General features: G+C 39.3%; 6 protein-coding genes and 1 tRNA gene. 3 read left to right on the forward strand and 4 right to left on the reverse strand.

The annotated features are described in order from the left end of the window. Window positions 1-259 precede the first annotated feature (259 nt). Window positions 260-586: a nucleotidyltransferase domain-containing protein gene (locus tag PN471_RS06915; protein WP_271776214.1), complete on the forward strand. Its 327-nt coding sequence runs from the start codon at window positions 260-262 to the stop codon at window positions 584-586. 363 nt (window positions 587-949) lie between these two features. Here PN471_RS06915 and PN471_RS06920 read toward each other — a convergent pair. The 4 genes from PN471_RS06920 to PN471_RS06935 all read right to left on the reverse strand — a co-directional run bounded on the left by PN471_RS06920 (window position 950) and on the right by PN471_RS06935 (window position 4,047). Further along, window positions 950-1,022 (reverse strand) — tRNA-Phe (locus PN471_RS06920). Window positions 1,023-1,100: 78 nt separating this feature from the next. Next, window positions 1,101-1,934: a metal ABC transporter permease gene (locus PN471_RS06925; protein WP_271776215.1), complete on the reverse strand. Its 834-nt coding sequence runs from the start codon at window positions 1,932-1,934 to the stop codon at window positions 1,101-1,103. 80 nt (window positions 1,935-2,014) lie between these two features. After that, window positions 2,015-2,797: a metal ABC transporter ATP-binding protein gene (locus PN471_RS06930; protein WP_271776216.1), complete on the reverse strand. Its 783-nt coding sequence runs from the start codon at window positions 2,795-2,797 to the stop codon at window positions 2,015-2,017. Between the two features lie 260 nt (window positions 2,798-3,057). Then, window positions 3,058-4,047: a metal ABC transporter solute-binding protein, Zn/Mn family gene (locus PN471_RS06935; RefSeq protein WP_271776217.1), complete on the reverse strand. Its 990-nt coding sequence runs from the start codon at window positions 4,045-4,047 to the stop codon at window positions 3,058-3,060. 282 nt (window positions 4,048-4,329) lie between these two features. Between PN471_RS06935 and PN471_RS06940 the strand changes: the two genes are divergently transcribed. Both PN471_RS06940 and PN471_RS06945 read left to right on the forward strand, forming a co-directional pair. Next, on the forward strand, window positions 4,330-5,910 hold the full coding sequence (locus tag PN471_RS06940) for an iron uptake porin (RefSeq protein ID WP_271776218.1): 1,581 nt from the start codon (window positions 4,330-4,332) through the stop codon (window positions 5,908-5,910). Between the two features lie 72 nt (window positions 5,911-5,982). After that, complete coding sequence (locus PN471_RS06945; protein ID WP_271776219.1) at window positions 5,983-7,590, forward strand: iron uptake porin; 1,608 nt, start codon at window positions 5,983-5,985, stop codon at window positions 7,588-7,590. Window positions 7,591-8,024 lie beyond the last annotated feature (434 nt).

Consider the following 8,024-nt stretch of genomic DNA (forward strand, 5'->3'; position numbering starts at 1 on the left):
AGAAGGCTACAGCGACGAAACGAACAAAATATTGATTTTATGTTATTATAAAAAAGTAGGTGTAGTCCAATTAAATGCAGAAATGCAGCCTACAAAACAAAAAACAAATCTCAAAACCAAAGAACCGTGGGGCGCACGGTGTTAAAGCTCAGTTAATGTCCTCATAGAGGAGTCACTGAGAAGCCCACACTCACCTGAAAGGGAGTGTGTGGAGTACGTCACTGTATTTTAGAGAAAGTATTGGAATAAGTTAAATTTTATGGCTGCCAAGCATTTAAGCACTCAGTTTCTAAATGAAATTACTAACCGACTGGTGAGCGCGCTCGAACCAGAACAGATTTTTTTGTTCGGCTCTTATGCTTACGGTGAACCGACTGAGGATAGCGATATTGACTTATTGGTGATTATCTCAAAATCAGATGAACCACGCTATCGTCGAGCGCGTCAGGCATATAAGGCTTTGCGTGGTATTGGTATTCCAAAAGATATTCTGGTGATGACCCGCTCAGAAGTTGAACTCAAGGCTAATGTAGCAAACTCACTAGTCAATCAAGTAATACGTCAGGGTAAACTCCTGTATGGATAACGCAAAATTTGCAGAAACTAGACAGTGGTTAATCAAGAGCCAAAGTGAACTTGACTGTGAGTAAGATACTTCTGGTATTATTTACAGATAGTATTTCACCCAAGTAGAATCACTACGTAACAGGAAAGTTGCTTGAGGTGCGGAAGTTTGGTCAAAAGCGATCGCGTCAGCGCTGCTGCAAGGAGTTCTCTAAAACCAGCCTAATTAATCTATACTAATATTAATCATGGCGATCGCTTTGGTTGTTCAGAATTTTGCAAAAGTTCATTGCCCCATCGTGTTTGGTGCATTTTACTTGAACTCTGTGGTGCGAGCATCTTGCCCGCTAGAATTTACAAACTAAATGCACAAACAGCCTATTGATGCCAGGAACGAGACTTGAACTCGTGACACGAGGATTTTCAGTCCTCTGCTCTACCAACTGAGCTATCCCGGCGTGGGGCTTTTTTATTCACCACCGTCAATAAATTTAGCATGATAAAAAAGATTAGTCAAGGGGTTATTCAAAAGAATTTTAGCCGACCTTCATTGTCAACTTCACCCAGCTAAATACAGCCACAAATACCAAAAACTGCACAAAAACAATACTTGGTCCAGATGCTAGGTTAAACAAGCCAGAAACCATCATTCCCGCGATACTACTGCTAGAACCGACAACCACCGATAGAATTAGAAAGCGGCTGAAATGGTGACTCATGAGTTTGGCTGTAGCAGCCGGAATTACCAAAAACGCATTTACTAATAAAACACCAACGGCTTTAATTGCTACAGCTACGGCGAGGGAAAGTAAAACAACGAATCCATAGCGATATAATTGTACAGGTATGCCTTGGACTTGAGCAACATCGGGATTAAGAGTTAATAAAATCTGTTGTGGCAGGGTTGATAATAAAAAAATGCTACTACCGACAAGCACCAATAAGGTCAAAATTAAATCTGTGTTATCTATGGCTAAAATATCGCCAAACAGCACGCCCATTAAGTTACCGCGATATCCTTTAATAAAACTGGTGAGAATGACACCGATCGCTAATGCCCCGGATAGAACTATGCTGAGAACGCTATCACTGGCTAAATCAGTTTTATCAATTAGGTAGAGAACAACAACTCCAAAGATCAAAGTAAACGGGAGTAACATCCAAGTAGGATTAGTGTTGAGTAACACGCCTAATGCTACACCTACTAGGGCTGCATGACCAACGGCATGACTAAAAAAGGATAATTGTCGTAAGGTAACGAAACTGCCCAATAAACCGCCTAAAATGCCCATTAACACAGCACCCATAATGGCACGCTGCATAAAAGGAAATTGTAATAAATTCACCAAGTCATGATAGTTAATGGTCATATAAGAGGAGTCAGGAGTCAGGAGTTCAGGAGTTCAGGAGAAAGAAGAAAAGTTTATTACCAATGACCAATGACCAATGACTAATGATGATGTTCATAGCGACTAAAACCAGGACCATAAGTAGCTAAAAGATTTTGTGGGGAAAGGGCTATTTCCGGTTGACCGGAACAGACAAGAGTTTGATTGAGACAGATGACGCGATCGCAATGACGGCTTACCATATCAATATCGTGGGAAACTTGCAACACCGTCCAATTCTCTTCTCGTTTTAATTCGTTTAACAAAGCATAAAAATCCGTTGTTCCTTGGACATCCACCCCTGCAAAAGCTTCATCCAATACTAACAATTTTCGCGGTGTTACCAAACAATAAGCCAATAATACCCGTTTGAGTTGACCACCGCTCAGAGTCCCAATAGCCTGATTTCGCAAGCGATAAGCATCAGTCCGGTGTAAAGCTGCGGTGACTGCTAATGATGTTTCCCGTTTTTGTTGCGAAAATTTCCAGAGAAATGAATGTTTTTGATTCCCTATTCCTAAAGCTACCAACTCACTAACCGAAATTGGAAAACTGCGATCAAAAATAAAGTTTTGTGGCATATATCCCAACTGGTTCCGCAAATTTCCTAGTCTAGAAATTGGGCGACCAAAAACTTCAATTGTTCCAGCACTGCGGGGAATTAAATCTAAAATAGCTTTAATTAATGTACTTTTTCCAGCCCCATTTGGACCAACTATGGCTGTATCTGTTCCTGCTAACAATTCAAAGGAAACATCTCGCACAGCTAAATAGCTGCTTTGGTAGACTGTTAACCCGGAAACTTTTAATATTGGTAATGTAAATTCTGCTTGCTCGTCAGTCATGTAATTTAGGATTTAAGATGCCAATAATTTATAGTGATATGGCAGGAGTCAGAAGTCAGAAAAAGAGAAGGATTCAGGAGTAGTCAACTTAAGCCCTGGCGAATGTAATTCACGGCTACACAAACAAAGTCCGCCTGCGCGGACTAAGAAAAAATCAAGGATTTGAAACCCACGCAGGTGGGTTTTGCCTTTGTAGACGCGGTTTCTAACCGCCCGGTTAACGTTAAGTTGACACATATCAGCATTGCTAAACCCCTGCGTCACTTGCATCCAGCGGCTAAACTCTCCAAATTAGCTTTCATTGCTTTAAAATAATACTCTGGATTGGTATCACCCGTTTCTAAAGAATCCAAAGTCCCCACAGTTAACCCCAAATCTTGGGAAATACTGGTGAGTAATTTGTTATCTAACCCTGGTTCGCTAAACAAGGCTTTTACTTGGTATTTTTTGACTGTATTCACCACTTTTTGGACATCTGTTGGGGAAAGTTGCTTTTCAGGAATTTCTACTACTGCTAATTGTTTAATGTTATAACGTTTGGCAAGATAGGGAAAGGCATCATGAAAGGTAATAAAGGTGCAGTTTGGTGTTTGTTTAATAGTCTGCTGAAATTCATTATTTAAATTATCTAATTTCTGAATATATGCCGCTGCATTGGTCTGATAGTTGGCTTTATTGACAGGATCTGCGATAATTAAACCATCTCGAATATTGATAATTTGCTGTTTTGCTAAAACTGGATCTAACCAAACATGAGGATTTCCTAATTGGTGTTCGTGATCATGATCATGTTCTCCCGTTGCTGTTTTATCTATGGGGGAAATTTTATTAATAGCTGAAATACCTTTACTCGCATCAATTTCCATTAGTTGGGAATTTTCGGCATTTTTAATTGTATCTGCTAAAAACTCCTCTAAGCCTAAACCATTTTTGACTAATATCTTGGCTGTAGCGATCGCTTTTACGTTTGCTGGTGTCCCTTGATATTCGTGTATTTCCGTACCAGGTTTAACTAAAATTTCTACATCTGCTACATCCCCGGCTACTGCTTTAGTAAACAAATAAACTGGTAAGAATGTTGTCACTACCTTAGCTTTTGGTGATTTTTGGACTGGTGCTGGTTCTGTTTTTACAACCTCACCACTATTAGGATTATTACATCCATAAACTACCGACAATATTATTAAGGTAATCAGAGGTAAGAAACTTCTGGTTTTTCTATCTATTTTGATTTCTCTAGAACTTCTCATAGTTTGATGTTAACAATAAAACTTCATTGGGATTATATCTCATAATAAGATCCATTCTCATATAAATTATCAGAAAAATGCTACTGTATCAAGCGTTACAGAATATTTGGAAATTTCAGGTAATACTGCTGTATACTGAGAATGTTTCCAGTAGATAAGGATTTCTTAACTTTTTATTGTGATCGGCTTAACTTAGGACTGTAGTATGTTAAGAATCACTACTAGTAGTTGTACTAATTCAAGTATAGCAATCGTCACTCTTAAATACGGGTGTGAAGAAAAATGCAAAAATTCTGGACTTATTTAATTGCTAGTTCAACAGTTGTGGGTAGCATATTATGTATCAATGCTGCTGCAAAGGCAGAAGCATTATCAGTACCAGCAACTAATTCAGAACAACAGGTTAATAATAGCCAAGAACAGGCAGTATCTCAAGTTACCTCCGTATCTCAGTTATCCGATGTTCAACCTAATGATTGGGCATTTCAGGCATTACAATCATTGGTAGAACGCTATGGATGTGTTGCGGGTTATCCTAACGCTACTTTTCGGGGTAATCGGGCGTTATCACGATACGAATTTGCGGCTGGTTTAAATGCCTGTTTAGATCGAGTCAATGAACTAATTGCTACAGCTACCAGTGATTTAGTATCAAAGCAAGATTTAGCAACAATCCAAAAGTTGCAAAAGGACTTTTCAGGAGAATTAGTCACCCTCCGGGGGCGTGTAGATACGGTAGAAGCCAAAACTGCTGAATTGGAAGCTAATCAATTTTCTACCACCACTAAGTTGCAAGGGCAAGTTGTCGCAGTTGTTAGTGATGTCTTGACAAATAAACAGGTTGATGGTGCGGATATTTCTGGGAAAAATACCACTTTAGCTTCAAGGGCGCGGGTTGAATTGGTAAGTAGTTTTACGGGGAAAGATACACTTTTTACCAGAATCCAAGCTAATAACATCAGCAGTCCTAGCATTAACACTAATGAGGGCAACTTATTTTTTGCTGGTACTACTGGTAACACCAATGCTTTTATAGATGCGCTATGGTATGCTTTCCCTCTGGGGAAAAATACCCAAGTCAAACTAATTGCTAATGCTGGTGCAGCAGACGATGTTACCAGTACAGTCAATCTGTTTGATGGTGATGGTGCTTTTGGGGCTGTGTCTACTTTTGGGACAAGAAACCCGATTTATGGACAACTAGGTGATAAGGGTATAGCAGTTAACCATCAGTTTGGCGATAAAATAGGTCTAAGTTTAGGCTATTTAAGTAGTACAGCTAATAACCCCACTTCTGGAAACGGTCTATTTGATGGGAATTATGGTGCTTTAGCGCAGTTAACTGTCAAGCCAAGCGATCGCATTTCTCTTGGTTTAACTTATATCAATTCCTACAATCAACCATTACTCACTGGTAGTAATAACGCTACATCTAATATCGTCACTTCAAGTGAAAATTTTTCCAATAATTCCTATGGTGTTCAAGCATCTTTAGGAATTAGCAAGAAGTTTGTTCTCGGTGGTTGGGCTGGTTATACCAATAGTCAAGTTTTGACAGGTACAAAGGGAGAGTTTGACACTTGGAACTATGCTGTTACTCTTGGATTCCCTGATTTGGGTAAAAAAGGTAATTTGGCTGGTGTTATAGTTGGTATGGAACCGAAAGTCACAAGTTCTAGCGCGACTGGTGCTGGAGTTGCAAAAGATCCAAATACCTCGTATCACATTGAGGGATTTTATCAATATAAACTTAGCGACAATATCACCATTACTCCTGCTGTAATTTGGCTAACAGCCCCAAATCACGATGATAGTAATGGTAATCTAGTGATTGGTGCTTTGAGAACTACTTTTAGTTTCTAGGTCCCAAGTCAGAGTTATTAAGAATAATTCTTAATAGCTTCAGTTTTTGTAAAAAACCAGGTGTGAAGAAAAATGCAAAAGTTCTCAACATATTTACTTGCTAGTTCGACTGTTATCAGCGCTATACTATGGACAAGTTCTGGAGTCTTGGCTGAAGAAATACCAGCAAATAACCAACTCCAGACTGATACTAATTCTCAACAATTAAATATAAATAATCAAGAAGCGGTAATATCTCAAGTTACTTCCGTGTCTCAGTTATCCGATGTTCAACCTAATGATTGGGCATTTCAGGCTTTACAATCATTGGTAGAACGCTATGGATGTGTTGCAGGTTATCCTAACGGGACTTTTCGGGGTAATCGGGCGTTGTCACGATACGAATTTGCAGCCGGGTTAAATGCCTGCTTAGATCGAGTCAATGAATTAATTGCTACTGCTACTGCTGATTTAGTATCAAAACAAGATTTAGCAACAATCCAAAAGTTGCAAAATGACTTTTCCGCAGAACTAGCAACCTTAAAAGGGCGTGTAGACACTGTAGAAGCCAAAACCGCTGATTTAGAAGCTAATCAATTTTCAACTACCACAAAACTGCAAGGACAGGTTGTTGCGGTTGTTAGTGGTATTGTTTCTGGTGATAAAATTGGCACTAGTAACATTACCGACAAAAATACGACATTAGGCACTAGAACTAGACTGGAGCTTGTCACCAGTTTTACTGGAAAAGACACACTGTTTACCAGGTTAGAAAGCAACAATATTAACAGTTTTGGTAATACTACAGAAGGTAAATTTACAGATGGTAAATTGTCCTTTGCCAGTGGCACACCTAATAACAATGTTTCCATAGGTGCGCTTTCCTATGGATTCCCCCTTGGTAAAAATACTTATGCCAATATCATAGCCAATGATGGTATAATTCTCGACCTTGACAGCACATTGAATCTATTTGATGGGAATGGTGGGTCTGGTGCTGTGTCCGCATTTGGAACCAGAAACCCCATCTATGCCCAACTGGGTGGTGCAGGACTAGGTGTAAAACAAAAATTCGGTAAAAATTTAACTCTCAGTTTAGGTTACTTAGCTAGTCAACACAATACACCTACTCCCAGAAATGGGTTGTTCGATGGTCCTTACGGCGGTTTAGCACAATTAACAGTCAAACCAAGCGATCGCATTTCCCTTGGTTTAACTTACATCAATTCCTATAACAAGTCACTGGCTACAGGTAGTAATAACGCCACGTTTACCAATCCCAATCTTGCCTCTGGTACAAACTTTTCCAGTAATTCCTACGGTGTGGAAGCATCTTTAGGTATTACAAAGAAGCTTGTTTTAGGTGGTTGGGCTGGATATACCAATAGTCAAGTTTTGACTGGTACCAAAGGAAAGGCGGAAATTTGGAACTATGCTGTTACTTTAGGTTTACCAGATTTGGGTAAAAAAGGTAACTTAGCTGGTATTATATTTGGTATGGAACCAAAGGTCACGAATTCTACTGTTACTGGAATTACTAAAGATCCAAATACCTCTTATCACGTTGAGGGATTTTATCAATACAAGGTCAGCGATAATATCACCATTACCCCCGCTGTAATTTGGCTAACAGCCCCAAATCACGATGATAGCAGTAGCAATTTAGTAATTGGTGCTTTGAGAACTACTTTCAGCTTCTAATCATAGCAATCAGATAAATCTCACAAATCATAGTTCAGATGTTGTTTCTGTTTCCTTGGGTGGAAAGATGTCTGAACTGTGATTTTTGTGATGAGTGTGATTAATGTGATTTTGAGAATGTCTGAACTGTGATTTTTGTGATGAGTGTGATTAATGTGATTTTGAGAATGATAACAAAAAGACCAACCCCTCCCACAGGGCTGGTCTATAAAAAAACGTTGTTCGAGTTGTCTTCTCAGTAGAGTCAAAACCAAATTGCGCGTTCCCAAAATTCAACGGGCAACTTTTCTTAACAAGATTGTAGCAGGCAGTACAATTTTTTCATGAAAATATCTCAAAAAATATCTGTCTTCGGGTGAGTAGCTTTTCTATTTGAGGCAAGAGGCAAGAGGCAAGAGGTAAGAGGTAAGAGGCAAGAGGTAAGAGGCAAGAGG

This window comes from Aphanizomenon sp. CS-733/32 (assembly GCF_028330045.1).
GTDB lineage: Bacteria > Cyanobacteriota > Cyanobacteriia > Cyanobacteriales > Nostocaceae > Dolichospermum > Dolichospermum gracile.